Origin of the sequence: Paracoccus marinaquae (genome assembly GCF_018860165.1) — a bacterium.
GTDB classification, from domain to species: domain Bacteria; phylum Pseudomonadota; class Alphaproteobacteria; order Rhodobacterales; family Rhodobacteraceae; genus Paracoccus; species Paracoccus marinaquae.
The window spans coordinates 42,286-57,996 of the sequence record NZ_JAHKNG010000011.1 but is presented as its reverse complement, the minus strand read 5'-3'; the positions used below and the strand labels follow the sequence as shown (position 1 = coordinate 57,996).

16 protein-coding genes are annotated in these 15,711 nt (G+C 68.6%); 1 reads left to right on the top strand and 15 read right to left on the bottom strand.

Translation table 11 applies throughout. From position 1 onward, the window contains the following. Nucleotides 1-22 precede the first annotated feature (22 nt). The 15 genes from KNW02_RS08430 to KNW02_RS08360 form a co-directional block, all read right to left on the bottom strand. Nucleotides 23-223, bottom strand: a complete 201-nt coding sequence (locus KNW02_RS08430) for a formate dehydrogenase subunit delta (protein ID WP_216032825.1) — start codon at nucleotides 221-223, stop codon at nucleotides 23-25. After that, the gene (gene fdhD / locus KNW02_RS08425) at nucleotides 213-1,037 is read right to left on the bottom strand and encodes a formate dehydrogenase accessory sulfurtransferase FdhD (RefSeq protein WP_216032824.1); all 825 of its coding nucleotides are present in this window, start codon (nucleotides 1,035-1,037) and stop codon (nucleotides 213-215) included. The genes KNW02_RS08430 and fdhD overlap by 11 nt, the downstream gene beginning before the upstream one ends. Before the next feature lies 1 nt (nucleotide 1,038). Beyond that, on the bottom strand, nucleotides 1,039-3,972 hold the full coding sequence (fdhF, locus tag KNW02_RS08420; protein ID WP_216032823.1) for a formate dehydrogenase subunit alpha: 2,934 nt from the start codon (nucleotides 3,970-3,972) through the stop codon (nucleotides 1,039-1,041). Next, nucleotides 3,969-5,486, bottom strand: coding sequence for a formate dehydrogenase beta subunit (locus tag KNW02_RS08415; RefSeq protein ID WP_216032822.1), 1,518 nt, complete (start codon nucleotides 5,484-5,486; stop codon nucleotides 3,969-3,971). Before KNW02_RS08415 ends, fdhF begins: the two co-directional genes overlap by 4 nt. After that, nucleotides 5,483-5,959 (bottom strand): formate dehydrogenase subunit gamma, encoded by a 477-nt coding sequence (locus KNW02_RS08410; protein ID WP_216032821.1) that lies wholly within the window; start codon nucleotides 5,957-5,959, stop codon nucleotides 5,483-5,485. Before KNW02_RS08410 ends, KNW02_RS08415 begins: the two co-directional genes overlap by 4 nt. A gap of 86 nt (nucleotides 5,960-6,045) precedes the next feature. Next, entirely contained in the window at nucleotides 6,046-6,933 is an 888-nt protein-coding gene (locus KNW02_RS08405; protein WP_348524697.1) for a LysR family transcriptional regulator, read from the bottom strand. A gap of 89 nt (nucleotides 6,934-7,022) precedes the next feature. After that, nucleotides 7,023-7,508, bottom strand: coding sequence for an SRPBCC family protein (locus tag KNW02_RS08400; RefSeq protein WP_216032820.1), 486 nt, complete (start codon nucleotides 7,506-7,508; stop codon nucleotides 7,023-7,025). A gap of 30 nt (nucleotides 7,509-7,538) precedes the next feature. Further along, entirely contained in the window at nucleotides 7,539-9,086 is a 1,548-nt protein-coding gene (locus KNW02_RS08395) for an ATP-dependent DNA helicase (protein WP_216032819.1), read from the bottom strand. A gap of 161 nt (nucleotides 9,087-9,247) precedes the next feature. After that, a complete protein-coding gene (locus tag KNW02_RS08390; RefSeq protein WP_216032818.1) occupies nucleotides 9,248-10,228 on the bottom strand; it encodes a magnesium transporter CorA family protein in 981 nt (326 codons plus the stop codon). A gap of 9 nt (nucleotides 10,229-10,237) precedes the next feature. Beyond that, nucleotides 10,238-11,488, bottom strand: a complete 1,251-nt coding sequence (locus tag KNW02_RS08385) for a glycerate kinase type-2 family protein (protein ID WP_216032817.1) — start codon at nucleotides 11,486-11,488, stop codon at nucleotides 10,238-10,240. A 105-nt stretch (nucleotides 11,489-11,593) separates the two neighbouring features. Then, the gene (locus KNW02_RS08380) at nucleotides 11,594-11,794 is read right to left on the bottom strand and encodes a CsbD family protein (protein WP_216032816.1); all 201 of its coding nucleotides are present in this window, start codon (nucleotides 11,792-11,794) and stop codon (nucleotides 11,594-11,596) included. Nucleotides 11,795-11,873: 79 nt separating this feature from the next. Next, the gene (locus KNW02_RS08375) at nucleotides 11,874-12,824 is read right to left on the bottom strand and encodes a 2-hydroxyacid dehydrogenase (RefSeq protein ID WP_216032815.1); all 951 of its coding nucleotides are present in this window, start codon (nucleotides 12,822-12,824) and stop codon (nucleotides 11,874-11,876) included. Next, a complete protein-coding gene (locus KNW02_RS08370) occupies nucleotides 12,824-13,156 on the bottom strand; it encodes a tRNA-binding protein (RefSeq protein ID WP_216032814.1) in 333 nt (110 codons plus the stop codon). The genes KNW02_RS08375 and KNW02_RS08370 overlap by 1 nt, the downstream gene beginning before the upstream one ends. Further along, a complete protein-coding gene (proC, locus tag KNW02_RS08365; protein WP_216032813.1) occupies nucleotides 13,153-13,968 on the bottom strand; it encodes a pyrroline-5-carboxylate reductase in 816 nt (271 codons plus the stop codon). Before proC ends, KNW02_RS08370 begins: the two co-directional genes overlap by 4 nt. Nucleotides 13,969-14,008: 40 nt before the next feature. Next, nucleotides 14,009-14,512, bottom strand: a complete 504-nt coding sequence (locus KNW02_RS08360; RefSeq protein WP_216032812.1) for a type III secretion system chaperone family protein — start codon at nucleotides 14,510-14,512, stop codon at nucleotides 14,009-14,011. 205 nt (nucleotides 14,513-14,717) lie between these two features. On the opposite strand from KNW02_RS08360, the gene cobD reads away from it, so the two are divergent. Next, nucleotides 14,718-15,704 (top strand): threonine-phosphate decarboxylase CobD, encoded by a 987-nt coding sequence (gene cobD / locus KNW02_RS08355; protein ID WP_216032811.1) that lies wholly within the window; start codon nucleotides 14,718-14,720, stop codon nucleotides 15,702-15,704. Nucleotides 15,705-15,711: the final 7 nt, after the last annotated feature.

The following is a 15,711-nucleotide window of genomic DNA, read 5'->3' as shown; positions in this document are numbered from 1 at the left end:
CCCGCCCGGGCCCGCCCGGGTTTCACAGTTTCCTGGCGGCTTCCACGACTGCGGGTTTCAGCCCGGTCCCGCCGGCGGCGAGATAGTCCAGCAATTGCGCCCGCATCGGCGGCGACCAGAAGTCCTTCAGATGGGCCGCGATCTTCTCGGCCTCGTCACCGGGCTGGCTGTTGAAGAAACTGGCGATCTGGTTGGCCATATGGACCATCTTCTCAGGCGACATCGGACACCTCGGCACTCAGCCGTTCGGGGTGGGAAAACAGGTCGAACCCCTCGCCGCGCGCGAAGGCGGCCAGGGTAATGCCCGCGCCTTCGGCCAGGCGCAGGGCGTGCAGTGTGGGTGCGGAAACCGCGATCAGGACCGCGCAGCCCGCCATGGCGCATTTCTGCACCATCTCGATCGAGACACGGCTGGTCACCACGAAGGCGCCCTGCCCTGCATCCAGCCCCTGCCGAGCCATGGCGCCGATCAGCTTGTCCAGCGCGTTGTGGCGGCCGACATCCTCGCGGGCCAGCACGATGCCCTTGCCGGGGATCAGGAACCCGGCGGCGTGAACCGCGCGCGAGCGGTCGTGCAGCGGCTGCCAGTCGCGCAGCGCATCGGTCGCGCCGGCGATATCCCCGGAGGTCATCACCGGGCCGATGCCGTCCAGATCTGGCAAGGGCCGCATCGCCTGTTCAAGCGAATCGATGCCGCACAGCCCGCAGCCGACCGGCCCGGCAAGGTTGCGCCGGCGCGCGGCCAGAGCCTCGGCCCGGTCGCCGGTCAGCCAGAGACGGGCCTCGATCCCCTGATCCTGCGCGACCACGGTGCAGGAGGCGATCTGCCCCTGTCCCGTCACGATCCCTTCGCTGAGCGAGAAGCCCAGGGCGAAATCCTCGATATCGGCAGGCGTGGCCATCATCACCGCATGGGTGGTGCCGTCATAGACCATGGCCACCGCCGCCTCCTCGGGCAGGACCCGCTGGATGGCACGGCGGCTGCCGGCCCGGACATGGATCGCGGCGGCCCCGTCAAGAGGCTTCGGCAGGTTCATGTCATTCCGCCGCCGGCAGGATCCGGCGCGAACGTTCGGCCTGCTCGGTATAGCTTTCCTGCCAGTCCGAAGGCCCGTTCGAGGGGCTGACCTGCACCGCCGTGACCTTGTATTCCGGGCAGTTCGTCGCCCAGTCCGAGAAATCGGTGGTCACCACATTGGCCTGCGTCGAGGGGTGGTGGAAGGTCGTGTAGACCACCCCCGGCGCCACCCGATCGGTGATCTTCGCCCGCAGCGTCGTCTCGCCCGCGCGGCTGGCCAGGCGCACCCAGTCGCCATCGTTCACGCCGCGCACCTCGGCGTCGTGCGGATGGATCTCCAGCACGTCCTCGGGGTGCCAGACGACATTCTCGGTCCGCCGCGTCTGCGCGCCGACATTGTATTGCGACAGGATCCGGCCCGTCGTCAGCAACAGCGGGAAGCGCGGGCCGGCGCGTTCATCGGTGGCCAGATATTCGGTCACGATGAAGTGCCCCTTGCCCGAGACGAAGTGATCCACATGCATCATCGGCGTGCCCTCGGGCGCGGTGGCGTTGCAGGGCCACTGGACCGAACCTTTTTCGTCCAGCAGATCGAAGCTGACGCCGGCAAAGCTGGGCGTGGTCGCGGCGATCTCGTCCATGATCTGCGCCGGGTGGGTATAGTGCCAGTCCGCGCCCATCGCATTGGCCAGAAGCTGCGTCACCTCCCAGTCCTCATAGCCGTTCTTCGGCGCCATCACCTTGCGGACACGGTTGATGCGACGCTCGGCATTGGTGAAGGTGCCGTCCTTTTCGAGGAAGGTCGAGCCGGGCAGGAAAACATGGGCGTAGTTCGCCGTCTCGTTCAGGAACAGGTCATGGACGATGACGCAGTCCATCGCCGCCAGACCGGCCGCGACGTGATGGGTGTCGGGGTCCGATTGCAGGATATCCTCGCCCTGGCAATAGAGGCCCTTGAAACTGCCCTCGACGGCGGCATCCAGCATGTTGGGGATGCGCAGGCCCGGCTCGGGGTCGATCTCGACGCCCCAGGCCTTCTCATAGATGGCGCGGACCTCGGGCAGTTTCACATGACGATAGCCCGGCAGTTCATGTGGGAAGGAACCCATGTCGCAGGACCCTTGCACGTTGTTCTGGCCGCGCAGCGGGTTCACCCCCACGCCCTCGCGCCCGATATTCCCGGTCAGCATGGCAAGGTTGGCGATCCCCATCACGGTGGTCGAGCCCTGGCTGTGTTCGGTCACACCGAGGCCGTAATAGATCGCCGCATTGCCGCCCGTCGCGTAAAGCCGCGCGGCGGCGCGCAGATCGGCCGCGGGCACCCGGGTCAGCGCCTCGATCGCCTCGGGGCTGTGGCGCGGATCACGGACGAAATCGACATAATGCTGGAACTCGCCCCAGTCGCAGCGGGCGCGGATGAAGGCCTCGTCATAAAGCCCCTCGGTCACGATCACATGGGCCATGGCGGTGACCACGGCGACATTGGTGCCCGGGCGCAGCGGCAGGTGATGGGCCGCCTCGATATGGGTGCTGCGCACCATGTCGATGCGGCGCGGATCGACGACGATCACTTTGGCGCCCTCGCGGACCCGCTTCTTCATCCGGCTGGCAAAGACCGGATGCGCGTCCGTGGGGTTGGCGCCGATGATCATCATCACGTCGCAATGATCGACGCTGTCGAAATCCTGCGTGCCGGCCGAGGTGCCGTAGGTCTTGCCGAGACCATAGCCGGTCGGCGAGTGGCAGACCCGCGCGCAGGTATCGGTGTTGTTGTTCAGGAACACCGCCCGCGCCAGCTTCTGCACCAGATAGCTTTCCTCGTTGGTGCAGCGGCTGGAGGTGATGACGCCGATCGACTGGCGGCCGAATTTCTCCTGCAGCCCTTTCAGCCGGTTCGCGGCGAAGGCCAGCGCCTCGTCCCATTCGACCTCGCGCCAGGGCTCGTCGATGCGGTCGCGGATCATCGGCTTCAGGATGCGGTCCCTGTGTTCGGCATAACCATAGGCAAAGCGGCCCTTGACGCAGGAATGGCCGTGATTGGCCTTGCCCTGCTTGTAGGGCACCATGCGCACCAGCTGGTCGCCGTTCAGTTCGGCCTTGAAGGAACAGCCGACGCCGCAATAGGCGCAGGTGGTGACGACGGATCGCTTGGGCTGGCCCAGTTCGATCACCGATTTCTCCTGCAGGGTCGCGGTCGGGCAGGCCTGCACGCAGGCGCCGCAGCTGACGCAATCCGAGGACAGGAAGTCGTCGCCCGCCATGCCGGCGCTGACCTTGCTGCCGAAGCCGCGCCCCTCGATGGTCAGGGCGAAGGTACCCTGCACCTCTTCGCAGGCCCGCACGCAGCGCGAGCAGACGATGCATTTCGACGGATCGAAGCTGAAATAGGGGTTGCTGTCATCCTTCGGCGTCCAGCGCGGATTGGCCACGCCATCGGGCATCCGCAGCCGCGCCTCGGCCTGGCTGCGGGCGCCGGTGCCGGAGGGGTCGAAATGGTTGTCGCCCGGCAGATAGCGCACGTCGCGCAAGCCCACCTGCCCGGCCGCGTCCTGCAATTCGCAATCGCCATTGGCCGCGCAGGTCAGGCAGTCCAGCGGGTGGTCGCTGATGTAAAGCTCCATGACACCCTTGCGCAGCCGCTGGATGCGCGCGGTCTGGGTGCTGACGACCATGCCCTCGGCAACAGGCGTGGTGCAGGACGCGGGCGTGCCGCGCCGGCCCTCGATCTCGACCACGCAGAGCCGGCAGGAGCCGAAGGCCTCCATGTTGTCGCTGGCGCAAAGTTTCGGGATGTCGATCCCGGCCTCGGCGGCGGCGCGCATGACCGAGGTGCCCTCGGGCACGGTCACGGCAATGCCGTCCACCAGCAGGCTGACCGGGGCGCCCAGCCTTGCCGGGGTGCCCATGTCGCGGTCATCGCCGGGGGCAAATTGCGGGATGATGAAATCCTTCATTCGGCGGCCTCCTTCTGGCACGCGAAATCGTCCGGGAAATGGGTCAGCGCGGACATCACCGGGAAGGGCGTGAAGCCCCCCAGGGCACAAAGCGAGCCATCCCGCATTGTATCACAAAGATCGCTCAGCAGCGCGGCCGCGTTCGGATCGCCTTGGGCGATGCGGTCGATGGTCTCGACCCCGCGCACCGCGCCGATCCGGCAGGGCGTGCATTTGCCGCAGGATTCGACGGCGCAGAATTCCATCGCAAAGCGGGCCATCTGCAGCATGTCGGCGGTGTCGTCAAAGACCACCAGCCCGGCATGGCCGATCAGCCCGCCCTCGGCGTCGAATTCCTCATAGCCCATCGGCGTCGCGAACTTGTCGACCGGCATATAGGCGCCCAGCGGCCCACCGACCTGCACCGCCTTTACCGGCCGCCCCGAAGCGGTGCCGCCGGCGATATCATTGACAATCTCGCCCAGATGCAGGCCGAAGCCCGCCTCGAACAGCCCGCCGCGCTTCACGTTTCCGGCGATCTGCAGCGTCACCGTCCCGCGGGATCGGTTATGTCCGAAATCGGCGTAATGCGCGGCGCCCTTCTCGAAGATCACCGGCACCGTGGCCAGGCTGATGACGTTGTTGACGACGGTGGGCTGGCCAAGGAACCCCTCCAGCGCCGGCAGCGGCGGTTTGGCCCGGACCACGCCGCGCTTGCCTTCGAGGCTGTTCAGCAGGCTGGTCTCCTCGCCGCAGACATAGGCGCCCGCGCCCACCCGAATCTCCATGTCGAAGGCCCGGCCCGAGCCGAGGATGTCCGACCCCAGCACGCCGCCCTCGCGGGCGATCCGCACCGCCGCGTTCATCACCCGGACCGCATCGGGATATTCGCTGCGCAGATAGACATAGCCGCGCGTCGCACCCACACCCAGACCGGCAATCGCCATACCCTCGATCAGGGTGAAGGGATCGCCCTCCATGATCATCCGGTCGGCGAAGGTGCCGCTGTCGCCCTCATCGGCGTTGCAGACGATATACTTCTGCGCGGCCTGCGCGCCGAGGACCGTCTTCCACTTGATGCCGGTCGGGAAGCCCGCGCCGCCGCGCCCGCGCAGGCCGCTGTCGGTGACCTCCTGCACGATCTGCGCCGGTTCCATGCCGATGGCGCGGCGCAGCCCGGTCAGGCCGCCATGCGCCTGATAATCCGCAAGGTCCAGCGGGTCGATGAGGCCGCAGCGGGCGAAGGTCAGCCGGTGCTGACGGGCGAAGAACGGGATTTCCTCGACCGGACCAAGGCTGTCCAGCCCGCCATCCAGCAGCGCCGGCACATCCTCGGGCGCGACCGGACCGTAGCCCATGCGCCCCTCGCCCCGGTCGATCTCGACCAGCGGTTCAAGCCAGATCATGCCGCGGCTGCCGTTGCGGATGATCCGGGCCTCGATGCCGCGCGCCTTCACCTCGCGGGCGATGGCCTCGGCCACCTCGTCGGCACCGACCGCGCGGGCGGCGCTGTCCATGGGAACATAGATCTTCATGCCCCGGCCTCGCTCAGCAGCCGGTCCATCCGCGCCTCGTCCAGCCGCGCCACCACCCGGTCGTCCAGCATCGCGGCCGGCGCACAGGCGCACATGCCCAGGCAATAGACCGGCTCGACCGTCAGCGCGCCATCGCCCGTGGTGTCATGCCAGCCGATGCCCAGCTTTCGCAGGGTCGCCTCGGCCAGCGCGCTGCCACCCATCGACTGGCAGGCCTCGGCCCGGCAGATTTTCAGCACATGCCGGCCCGCCGGTGCCTCGCGGAAGTCGTGATAGAAGCTGACGACGCCATGCACCTCGGCCCGGCCCAGATTCAGGATATCCGCCAGAACCGGCACGGCATTTTCAGGGATGAAGCCGTATGTTTCCTGCACCGCGTGCAGCATCGGCAGAAGTGGCCCTTCCAGAGAGGCAAGCGGCGCGGCAAGGGCGCGGATCTCCTCCTCGGTCGGGGCTGGCGCATTCGCATGCATGGCTAGCCTTTCGACAATTCCTCAGCCCCCAGCAAACAGGCTCGTCGATCCGAAATCAATATCGTTATTCCGTCGATCAATAGAGATCAACTATCAGAAACCATGCGCCGGGCCTCGGCCAGAAGGGCATTCAGCACCGGCGTATGCGGTTCCCGCCAGGGCGCGACCAGACCGACGGCATGGGCAGTTTCGGGCTTCTCCAGGGGCACCAGCCGCAGCGGCTTGCCCTGGGCGAGGAAGCTGGCGATATCCTCGGGCAGGACGGTCAGCCAGCCGCCCTCCAGCACATGCGCGACCAGCACCACGGTCGAACTGGATTCCACCGTGGCCCGCGGCGTCACCCCGGCGGCGACCAGATTGCGATTGATGATCCGCCGGTTCTGCATGTCCGAGGTCAGCAGGCACAGCCGATGGCCGTCAAGCTCGGGCCAGGTGACGCTGTCGCGCCCCGCGAAGGCCCCCCCGGCACCGCAAACCAGCATGTAACGCTCGTCATAAAGCGGGACGGTGCTGACCTTGCCGAGGGGTTCGTTGTCCAGATAGGAAATGCCCGCGTCGATCTCGAGGTCGTCGATCATCTGCAGGATCTCGATCGAGGTGCGCGACAGGATGGTGAAGCTGACATTCGGATGCAGGGTGCCGAACCGGGCCGAGATCTTGGCCGCCCAGGTCAGCGCCGTGGGGACGACGGCGATCCGCAGCCGCCCCGACAGCCCGTGCCGCACCGCCCGCATCTCCTCGCGCAGCTGCCTTGCGTCACCGACGATGCGCCGCGCCCAGACCAGCGCGCTCTGCCCCTCGGGGGTCAGCCCGCCGAAACGCGAGCCGCGAAAGATCAGCAGCACGCCCAGCTGTTCCTCAAGCTGCTTGATGCCCGCGGACAGCGTGGGCTGGGTAATGCCGAGACTGGCGGCGGCGCGGCCGAAATGGCGCTCCTTGGCCACCGCGATGAACATTTCCAGCTTGTCGATCACGCGCTTGCCTCCCCCGTGCCATCAAGCCCGGCCCATGGGGACAGGTCAATGGCCGGCGAATGTCCCGGGGCAGCAGGATAACCTTCAGGTCAAGGGCGGGCGCTTTCGGCCCGGTCATAGTCGAAACCCGCCCGCACGAGGCTGCGCCAGCGTCGCTGGCGGTGGGCATAGAAGTGCCGCGCCCAGAACGCGATCAGCGGGGTCAGAAGGCCCGCCTCGATCTCGATCCGGTCGCGATAGCGGGTTCCCGCGCCCTCGGCCTCGACCGACACGACATGGTGCCAGCGCCGGATCATCGCGCTTTGCCCGTCATCCAGCAGCAGGCGCCGGCCGTCCCGCGATGGCGGACGCGAGATGCGGATGGTCTGCCGCCCGAGGGGCAGGATGCCGCGCCAGGACATCGCGACAAGATAGTCCCGGTCCTGCCAGCAATCCGGAAACACGGCCGGGTCGACCGGATCAAAGCGGATCAGCGGATGGGCGACGAAGCGCAGCAGGCGCGGCCGGTTCACCTCGTCCCAGACCTGCCCGGGCCGGGCGTCCAGATAGGTGTCAAGCGAGACGGTTCTGATCACGGCTGCACCCGGGTCATGCCATCAGGGGAATCACGAGCCTTCACCCTCCAGGGCAAGGGCGGTCGCGGGGGCGTCCAGATCCGCGGTCGAAAGCCCGGCCGACGGCCGCGCAAGGCGGGGGCGGACGACCCAGTACAGCCGCTCCTGCGCGCGGGTGATGGCGACATAGGCGAGGCGTTTCCACAGCGGGATGCCGGCCTCGGTCCGGTTCGACCATGCGGCGGCGCTGATATCGGGGGCAAAGACCTGCACATCGGGCCATTGCGAGCCTTGCGACTTATGGATCGTGACCGCCGCGCCATGCAGGAAGGCCGCGCCCATGCGGGCGGCATAGGGGATGAAGGGCTCTTCCTCGTCCGGCATCTCGATCTTGACGATGCTGGCGGCCGACAGGCGCGGATCCTCGGCCCCGATCACATGCAGCCGCGAGAAGCCGGGCTTGCGGCCCGGTCCCAGATAGACCACCTGCGCGCCCTTGATCAGCCCGCGCGCTTCAAGGTCGATGCGCTTCTTGCGGTGTTTCAGCGGCAGTTCCAGACCGTCGCAGATCAGAGGCTCGCCCGGCAGCAGCGCGTCGCCCGGCGCGCCGAAGGCCGAGCGGAAGGCGTGGATCAGCCGGATGCGGGTGGCGTTGCGCCAGACCAGCACCGGCGAGCGCGCCATCAGGTCGCTTTCTACCCGTTCGGCCCAGACCACCCGGTCGTCGCGGCCGGCCGCCGCGCGGATCAGCCGCTCGAACCCGGCGAAGTCGAGGCTGTCGTCGGACAGGGCATGGGCAAGATCGAGGATCGGGCTGTCATCGGCCTGCCGGTGGATGCGGTGCAGGATCAGGCGCTGGCTTTCGGCCAGCTTGTCAAAGACCATCTCGCCCGATTGTCCGACCGGGGCCAGCTGCGCCGGGTCGCCGAACAGCACGAGGACCGGGAAAATCTCGCGCAGATCCTCGAACTGCCGCTCGTCCAGCATCGAGGATTCGTCGATCAGGCCGATATCCAGCCCGTCCTCGCGCCGTTTCCAGCCCTTGATGAAGTCCGAGCCGCGCAGCCCCGCCGCCGCCAGGGCGCCGGGGATCGAGGCATGCTGGTCGTAGAAGGCTTTCGCCCGGTCCAGCGCCTCATCGGTCAGCCCCTCGACCTTGGGGCGCTGCCCCTCGCCCGCCAGCCATTCGGCGATGCGTTCATATTCCGGATCGTAAACGGGGGTGTAAAGGATGCGGTGGATGGTGGTGGCCGGCACGCCGCGGGTCCGCAGCACGAAGGCGGCCTTGTTGGTCGGCGCGAGGATCGCCACCGTGCGGCGATCCTTGCGGCGGCGCCCCTCGTAATCGGCGCTGACGATCTCGACCCCGCCCGCGCGCAGCGCCCGGGTGATCTCGGACAGCAGCAGCGTCTTGCCCGAACCCGCCTTGCCGATCACCGCCATGACCCGGCCCTTGCCGGGTTGCGGCGGCCGGATTTCCTCGGCCAGCAGATCGACACCCGCCGCGGCAAAAACCTCGGCCAGCGCGTCCCAGGCATCGGCCTGATCCGGCGACAGGCTGGGGGTGAGGCTGTCAGGGTTGGGCGACGGACCGGTCATCGACCTGCCTTAGCCTGCCGGGCCACGAAAGCGAAGGGGGAACGGGCTTTCGACCGATGAAACGGCGCGGGATGGCGCCCCGGCATTGCCCCCGGCGGCGGAAGCCCCGCGAGGCAATGCACGAACAGGGCGGCAGGCAACCCCGGCCGCAAGTTCATGCCTCAAAGCCAGTTCTTCCAGCGCAGGAGCAGCCATGTCGCCGCCGACGTGCCGACCATCAGACCCAGGGCCATCGGATAGCCCCAGGGCTTTTCCAACTCGGGCATGTTGACGAAGTTCATGCCATACATGCTGGCGATCAGGGTCGGCGGCAGGAACAGCGCGGTCAGCACCGACAGGATGCGCACGGTGCTGTTCTGTTCCAGATTGATCATGCCAAGCGTCGTGTCGACGGTCAGGCTGACCCGCGAGGACAGGAAATCGGCGTGCACCTGAAGCGCCTGCACGTCGCGCAACTGGCCTTTGATGGCCGGGCGCAGCCTGCCGCTTTCCTTCCGCTCGCCGATGATGGCGATATAGAAGGCCAGCATGCGCTCGATGGTCAGAAGGCCCAGCCGCACCCGCGCCAGCAGTTCCGCCTCGCGCCCGACCTGGCGCAGCACCGCCTGCAGCCGCTCGGCCCCGGCGCGGGCCATCGGGCCGGTCGCCCCGGTACGACGCTCGAACACGGCCTGAGCGGCCTCGTCCAGCACCCGGCCCGAGGCTTCGAGGATATCCGCCTGCCGGGCCACGATCTCCTCGACCAGGCCCATGAACAGCCGGTCGGAGGTGCTGCAGCCAAGGGTCGAGCGTTCGCCACGGTCGGGGAAGGTCAGGAACGGGCGCGGCGAGTGGTGGCGCACCGTCACCAGCCGCTCGGGCGACAGGATGAAGCTGACCGGCATCGCCGCCCGGCTGCCATCGCCGCGTTCGCCGGGCAGCACCGCGGTCATGTAGTCCATGCCGTTCTCGCGGAACAGACGGTTCGAGATCTCGATCTCTTCCATATCGGCAAGGCTGGGCACCTCGACGCCAAGGGCGGTCAGCGCCGCAACCTCGACATCGCCCGGCTGGACCATGTCGATCCACATCGCCCCGCGCAGGTCGGCACCGCGTTCCATCAGCGTGATGCGGCCGCCCTCGACGGCATAGGCATAGAGCATGAAGCCTCCTCAGACGGCGGGGCCGGCGCGCAGGAACACGGCCAGATCGGCGACATTGGTGCCGGTCGCACCGGTAACGACAAGCCCGCCGGCAGCCTGCAGCGCCGGAGTCGAATCGTTGCGCGCCAGCACATCCTCGAGGTCCAGCCCGGCCTTGCGCATCCGGGCCAGCGTCTGCGGATCGACGATCCCGCCCGCCGCCTCGCCCGGCCCGTCGCGCCCGTCGCTGCCGACCGAGGCGAACAGCCAGTCGCCGCCCATCCCGGCAGCCTCGGCGGCGCGGGCGAAACGCAGCGCCAGTTCCTGATTGCGCCCGCCAAGCCCGTCGCCGGTCAGCCGCACCGTGGTTTCGCCGCCAAAGACCAGCGCCGCGCCGGGCGGCGCCTTCGCGGCCACGGCCATCAGGGCACGGGCGCAGTCCTCGACATCACCCTCCAGCGGCAGACCGCCATCCTGCGCCCCGGCCGCGATCATCGCCGCGACGCTCTGGCCGTTCGAGCCGACAAGGGTGTTCCGCGCCGGTGGCGGTGCCGGCCGATCCTCGGGCCGGCTCAATGCCACCTGCACCGAGGCGGGCAGCCGGTCCCAGATGCCCAGCACGCGCGCGGTCCCGGCAGCCTCGGCAATCGCGCCGATCGGGGCGACGGTCGGACCCGAGGCGATCACCCGCAGGTCGTCGCCCGGCACGTCCGACAGGATCAGCGCGGTGACCGGCGCCGGGCAGATCCGCAGCCAGCCGCCGCCCTTCAGCCGCGAGATCGCCTGTCGTATCAGGTTGGTCTGGCCGATATCGGCGCCCGAGGCCAGCAGCAGCCGGTTCACCTGCTGTTTCTCGGCCAGCGAGATGCCGGCAAGCGGCGCCGGCAGCATGGCCGAGCCGCCACCCGAGATCAGTGCCAGAACCCGGTCCTGCGCCCCAGCCCCGCCAAGCAGCGCCTCGACCCGCCGTGCCGCGCTTTCGCCCGCGGCATCGGGCACCGGATGACCGGCGACAAGGATCTCGGCCCGCTCCAGCGGCGCGTCATTGCCGGCATTGGTCACCACCAGCGCCCGCGCGCCGGGCAAGGCCTCAAGCGCGGCGGCGGCCATGGCGCGGGCCGCTTTGCCAAGCGCGATCAGCCGCCATGCGCCGCCCGGCGCGGGCGGATCGGCGAGAACCGAGGCCATCGCCCGGGCCACCGACAGGCCCGGATCGGCGGCACCGATCCCGGCCTCGATCAACTGCATCGCGCGTGTGCGCAGGGAGGGGTTCTGTTCCATGGGAGGCATGGTTAAAGCAGATGCAGGAAAAGGAAAGGCCCGGCACGGGCGCCGGCATGGAAAGGGCGCCCATGGGGCGCCCTTTCGCGGCGGTTTCAGGCCGGATCAGCCCTTGTCGCGGAAATAGTCGTCGACCTTCCGCTCGGCCTCGTCCCGGGTCCAGCCGTATTTTTCCTGCAGCTTGCCGGTCAGCTTCTCGCGGTTGCCGTCGATCTGATCCAGCTCGTCATCGGTCAGCTCGCCCCATTTCTGCTGGACCGAGCCCTTCAGCTGCTTCCACTTGCCTTCGATGATATCCCAGTTCATGCGATCCTCCTTGGCATGGATGGTTGCGATGCGCATTCAACCGGGACGGGCGGCAACAGGTTTCACCGCGCCGCGAGATTCAGGTCAACAAATCTTGAGGTCGCCGCCCCTCGGCAAAGGCGATCAGGTTGTCCAGCGCGCGCAGGGCCATGTCGGTCCGCACCTCGTCGGTCGCGGTGCCGAGATGCGGCAGAAGCGTGGCGTTCGGCGCCTCGATCAGGGCCTGCGGCACATGCGGCTCGCGCTCATAGACATCCAGCCCGGCGCCGGCAATGGCCCCCGATTGCAGCGCCGCGATCAGCGCCGCCTCGTCGACCACATCGCCGCGCGCGATATTGACCAGATGACCCTTCGGCCCCAGGGCCTGCAACTCGGCCGCGCCGATCAGGTGCCGGGTTCCGGCCCCGCCCGGGACCGCGACCACGGCCACGTCGCAGGCGGCCATCATCTCGGCCAGTCCCAGCATCTGCCGGGCCGGAATATCCAGCGCCGACACGGTCGAGCGGTTGTGGAACACGACCGGCATCCCGAAACCCAGATGACAGCGCCGGGCGATCGCCTTGCCGATCCGGCCCATGCCGATGATGCCGACCGTCGCGCCCGCGACCTGCGCCCCCAGCATCTGCGTCGGGTTCCAGCCGACCCATTGCCCGGCGCGCAGCATCCGCTCACCCTCGCTGGCGCGACGCATGGCCATCAGGATCAGCATCAGCGCGATATCCGCCGTCGCCTCGGTCACCACGTCGGGGGTGTTGCTGACCCCGATCCCGGCCGCCTGCGCCGCCGCGATGTCGATATGGTTGTAGCCGGCACCGAAATTCGCCATGAACCGGCAGCGCAGATCGCGGCCCGCGAAGGCCCGGGCGGTGAAGGCGTCACCCAGGGTCGGGAGGATCGCGTCATAGTCGCGCAGGGCCTGCCCGGCCTGATCCTCGCCCAGCGGGGTGTTGTCGCGGAAGTCGGCCTCGAAACGGGCGGCAATGGCTTTCGTCGCCCGCTCGGTCATCGGGCGCGTGACCAGAAGTCTCATCAGTACAGCCTCCCTCCGTTCGGCACGTCCAGATCGGGCCGGATCAGCACCACCTCATTGTCGCTGTCGGGCACGCCGAGGACAAGCACCTCGGACATGAACCGCCCGATCTGGCGCGGCGGGAAATTGGTCACGCACAGCACCTGCTTGCCGACCAGCACCTCGGGGTCGTAATGCCGGGTGATCTGGGCCGAGGATTTGCGCACCCCCATCTCGCCCAGATCAAGCCACAGCTTGATCGCGGGCTTGCGCGCCTCGGGGAAAGGTTCGGCGCGGGTGACGGTCGCCACGCGGATATCGAGCTTCAGGAAATCGTCAAAGCTGATGCTCATGTCGCGCTCCGGCCAAGCTCGCGCCCGCGTTCGGTGGCGGCGGCCACGGTCCGTGCCATCAGCGGCGGCAATCCGGTCGCCGGATCCATGAGGATCTTCAGACCCGCCGCCGTGGTGCCCCCGGGCGAGGTCACGTTCTCGCGCAGCACCGCCGGATCCTCGTCGGCATCGACGGCCAGCGCCCCCGCCCCGGCCACGGTCATCCGCGCTAGGTCCAGCGCCAGTGCGGCCGGCAGCCCCTGCGCCGCGCCCGCCGCCGCCAGCGCCTCGATCAGGTGAAAGACATAGGCCGGCCCGCTGCCCGACAGGCCGGTGACGGCATCCATCTGCTCCTCGCGCTCCAGCCGAACGACCCGGCCCACGGCCGCCATCAGCGCCTCGGCCAGCGCCAGATGCGCGGCGGTGGCGGCGGGGTTGCCGATCAGCGCCGAGATGCCCTGCCCGATCGCCGCCGGCGTGTTCGGCATGACCCGCACGACCGGCGCGCCGGGAAAGGCCGCCTCATAGGTGGCAATGGTGGTGCCCGCCGCGACCGAGACGACCAGCGTGTCGCGCAGCACCGGCAGTTCGCCCAGGGCATCGGCCATCATCTGCGGCTTGACCGCCAGCACCAGCACGGCAGGGCTTTCCGGCAAGGGCGCATTCACCCGCAGCCCCCTGTCCTGCCATTCGGGCGCCAGTTTCGGGTCGATCACCGTGACCGCATCCGCCTGCAGGCCGCGCGCAAGCCAGCCCTTCAGCATCGCGCCGCCCATCCGGCCGCAGCCGACCAGCACCAGCCCGCGCGCATTGATATCGTCGAAATCGCTCATCCGCTTCCCCTGCCTCCGGCGGGGGCGCGGCCCGCCCCCCTCAGGCCCGTCCGTAGGCCTCGCCCAAGGCGATGTCCAGCGCCGCGGCGGGCGCGGTGTCGCCCCAGCCGACAAGCTGGAAGGACGGGTAGAAGCGTTCGCAGGCGATCAGCGCATTGCCGATCATCTGGTCGATCTGCTCGGCCGAGGCCACCGCCTCGCCGGCCAGAACCAGCCCATAGCGCCAGAGCATCAGCCGCTGCTGCGACCAGAAGGTAAAGCCGCCATCCCAGACCTGATCATTGGCCAGGTTCAGCGTCTCGTAGATCAGCGGCAGCCGGTCCGCGGGCGGGTCCATGTCATAGGTGCAGATCAGCCGCAGCACCTCTTCGCGCGGCGACCAGGCAAGGGTCAGCGAATAGCTGCGCCACTGCCCCTCGACCACCATGGCGATCTGGTCGTCGGCCAGCCGGTCGAAATCCCATTCGTGATGCGCCGCCACCGCCTCGACGATGTCGATCGGGTGAATCTCGTCACTGGCAATGAAGTGATCCGTCTGTGCCATGCCTGCGTCCTGCCTCTCTGCGGGAGCGATTCTGACGCCGCTAACCCTCGTTGTGGATACAATACCGGGCATGGGTGCCCGAATGTTCTCACCATATATCGTGGGCGCGAATCTGCGTGCTGTAAAGCGAAAATTCGTTAACCGATTGCAGCCAATGGGCTGCTCGCCTACCAGATCGGCGCAGGACAACAGCGGAGAACACAAGATGCGCCGCGATCATGGCGGAGATATCGACAAGGCGGCGGCGCGCTATGGGGCCGGCGACTGGATCGACCTTTCGACCGGCATCAACCGCCGCCCCTGGCCCGTCGCCGCCCTGCCCGACGAGGCCTGGCGCGCCCTGCCCACGGCCGCCGCGAGCGCGCGCCTGACCGGCATCGCCGCCGGTTGGTACCGTTGCGATCCGGGCCATGTCCTGCCGCTGGCCGGGGCCAGCGCGGCCATTCAGCTGATCCCGCGCCTTCTGCCTGCCGGCCGCGCGGCGGTGCTGGCCCCCAGCTACAACGAACACGCGGCCAGCCTGCGCGCGGCGGGCTGGCAGGTCGGTGATGCCGCCGGGATCGAGGACATGGCGGGCGCCGACCTCGCCGTCGTGGTCAACCCGAACAATCCCGATGGCCGCGAATGGGCGCCCGAAACCCTGGCCGCGCTGGCGGGCCGGGTCGGCCATCTGATCGTGGACGAAAGCTTTGCCGATCCGCGACCCGACCTGTCGCTGGCCCCGACCGCGCCTGACAATACGCTGATCCTGCGCAGCTTCGGCAAGTTCTGGGGGCTGGCCGGGCTGCGGCTGGGCTTTGTCATCGCCGCCCCGGCGCTGCTGGAGCGGCTGGCCGAGGTTGCCGGCCCCTGGTCGGTCAGCGGCCCGGCGCTTGCCATCGGCGCATCCGCGATGGCCGATCACCTCTGGGCCGACGAGACCGTCGTCTATCATTCCGAGGCCTGCCTGCGCCTCGACCGGCTGGCCCATGCTGCCGGGTGGATACCCGCCGGGGGCACCCATCTGTTCCGCCTTTATGACACGCCCGATGCGGCGGCGGCGCAGCAGCAACTGGCCGAAGCCCGGATCTGGACCCGCCGCTTTCCCTATTCCGCCCGCTGGCTGCGACTGGGGATCCCCGGCAGCCACGACGAATGGGACCGGCTGGCCACCGCGCTGCGACAGCCGGCGCCCGCATCCTTGCCGGGCTGACCCGCCC

What these genes read in the sequence shown, in the direction of transcription:
- KNW02_RS08430 (WP_216032825.1), bottom strand. Translation starts at nt 223, where the DNA reads ATGTCGCCTGAGAAGATGGTCCATATGGCCAACCAGATCGCCAGTTTC.
- fdhD (WP_216032824.1), bottom strand. Translation starts at nt 1,037, where the DNA reads ATGAACCTGCCGAAGCCTCTTGACGGGGCCGCCGCGATCCATGTCCGG.
- fdhF (WP_216032823.1), bottom strand. Translation starts at nt 3,972, where the DNA reads ATGAAGGATTTCATCATCCCGCAATTTGCCCCCGGCGATGACCGCGAC.
- KNW02_RS08415 (WP_216032822.1), bottom strand. Translation starts at nt 5,486, where the DNA reads ATGAAGATCTATGTTCCCATGGACAGCGCCGCCCGCGCGGTCGGTGCC.
- KNW02_RS08410 (WP_216032821.1), bottom strand. Translation starts at nt 5,959, where the DNA reads ATGCATGCGAATGCGCCAGCCCCGACCGAGGAGGAGATCCGCGCCCTT.
- KNW02_RS08395 (WP_216032819.1), bottom strand. Translation starts at nt 9,086, where the DNA reads ATGACCGGTCCGTCGCCCAACCCTGACAGCCTCACCCCCAGCCTGTCG.
- KNW02_RS08390 (WP_216032818.1), bottom strand. Translation starts at nt 10,228, where the DNA reads ATGCTCTATGCCTATGCCGTCGAGGGCGGCCGCATCACGCTGATGGAA.
- KNW02_RS08385 (WP_216032817.1), bottom strand. Translation starts at nt 11,488, where the DNA reads ATGGAACAGAACCCCTCCCTGCGCACACGCGCGATGCAGTTGATCGAG.
- KNW02_RS08380 (WP_216032816.1), bottom strand. Translation starts at nt 11,794, where the DNA reads ATGAACTGGGATATCATCGAAGGCAAGTGGAAGCAGCTGAAGGGCTCG.
- KNW02_RS08375 (WP_216032815.1), bottom strand. Translation starts at nt 12,824, where the DNA reads ATGAGACTTCTGGTCACGCGCCCGATGACCGAGCGGGCGACGAAAGCC.
- KNW02_RS08370 (WP_216032814.1), bottom strand. Translation starts at nt 13,156, where the DNA reads ATGAGCATCAGCTTTGACGATTTCCTGAAGCTCGATATCCGCGTGGCG.
- proC (WP_216032813.1), bottom strand. Translation starts at nt 13,968, where the DNA reads ATGAGCGATTTCGACGATATCAATGCGCGCGGGCTGGTGCTGGTCGGC.
- KNW02_RS08360 (WP_216032812.1), bottom strand. Translation starts at nt 14,512, where the DNA reads ATGGCACAGACGGATCACTTCATTGCCAGTGACGAGATTCACCCGATC.
- cobD (WP_216032811.1), top strand. Translation starts at nt 14,718, where the DNA reads ATGCGCCGCGATCATGGCGGAGATATCGACAAGGCGGCGGCGCGCTAT.